The sequence below is a fragment of the Micromonospora sp. NPDC004336 genome (assembly GCF_053602615.1).
Map to the genome: position 1 here is coordinate 1 of NZ_JBSGDY010000376.1, position 1,117 is coordinate 1,117.

The window sequence follows — 1,117 nt, forward strand, 5'->3', positions numbered from 1 at the left end:
CCAACAACGCCACCGTCAACCTCGACAACAAAACCATCATCACCAAGAACGAACCCCGCAACTGCACCAACGTCACCGGCTGCGCCAACTGAACCACCACATAAGACGGGATCCCTTCCTCCGCGCCGGGGGAAGGGGTCCCGTCCGTGCGCGGGCGTCCCGCGAGTCCGCCGCCGCGATCCGCAAGGGCGGCGCCAACCAGCGGGGCCGTGGTGGCGGGGGTGCCGGCCCCGGAACGGACCCGACGGGCCGCGTCGGGCGCAGGGCCGGCGGCCGAGTTCCGCACCAGTTGAGGCGACACGTCGCGCAAGACGTCGGTCGAGGCGCATCGTGGCGTACGGCATCGGTTCAGACGACACGGGGTTGGTTGAGGCGGCTCGTGGCGTACGGCACCGGTTCAGACGACGCGGGGTTGGTTGAGGCGGATCGTGGCCGCGAGGCACCGGTTCGGGCGAGGCGTCGCGCAAGGCGTCGGTTCGGGCGAAGCGTGGCGCGGGGCGCCGGTTCGGCACGACTGAGCGGTCGCGCTCCTCGCCGTCCGGGCTGTCCCACCCTGACCCGAGTTCTCCCTAACGTGGGTTCCTTTCGGATATGGCCTTGAAGAGAAGAAAATTCTCATACGGTGGGCCTCAGTAGCTACAACCGATTTGTAGCCAGGGCAGCCCGCAGCGCGGAGCGGCCCTGTCTGGTACGAGGAGAGAGCAGAGAGCTCCGATGTCCAACTACCTTCGCAAGAACTCCGAGAACACCGCGCCGAAGGGCCGGCGCAAGCTGTGGCTCGCCACCGGCGTCGCCGGGCTGACCGGCGTGGTCAGCCTCGCCGCCGCGAGCAGCGCGGGCGCCGTCGGGGTGGACCGGCTCGCCGACCTGAACTGGTCGACGGCCGAGCAGGTCGCCAAGGACGACGCCGCCGGCCGCGACGACCGCGCGCGCGAGGCCGACAAGGACCGGGAGAAGGAGGGCCGGGACGACTGGCAGGGCAAGGACTGGCAGGGCAAGGACGGCAAGGACTGGCAGGGCAAGGACGGCAAGGGCAAGGACGGCCGCGACAAGGACGAGCGGGACAAGGACGGCAAGGACGCCAAGGAACTGCCGTGTGACACCGACGTGCTGGTCG

At 69.7% G+C, this 1,117-nt stretch carries 1 pseudogene; it reads left to right on the plus strand.

From position 1 onward, the window contains the following. Window positions 1-714 precede the first annotated feature (714 nt). Window positions 715-1,117, plus strand: a pseudogene (locus ACWENR_RS30850) (hypothetical protein); the annotation flags it as partial.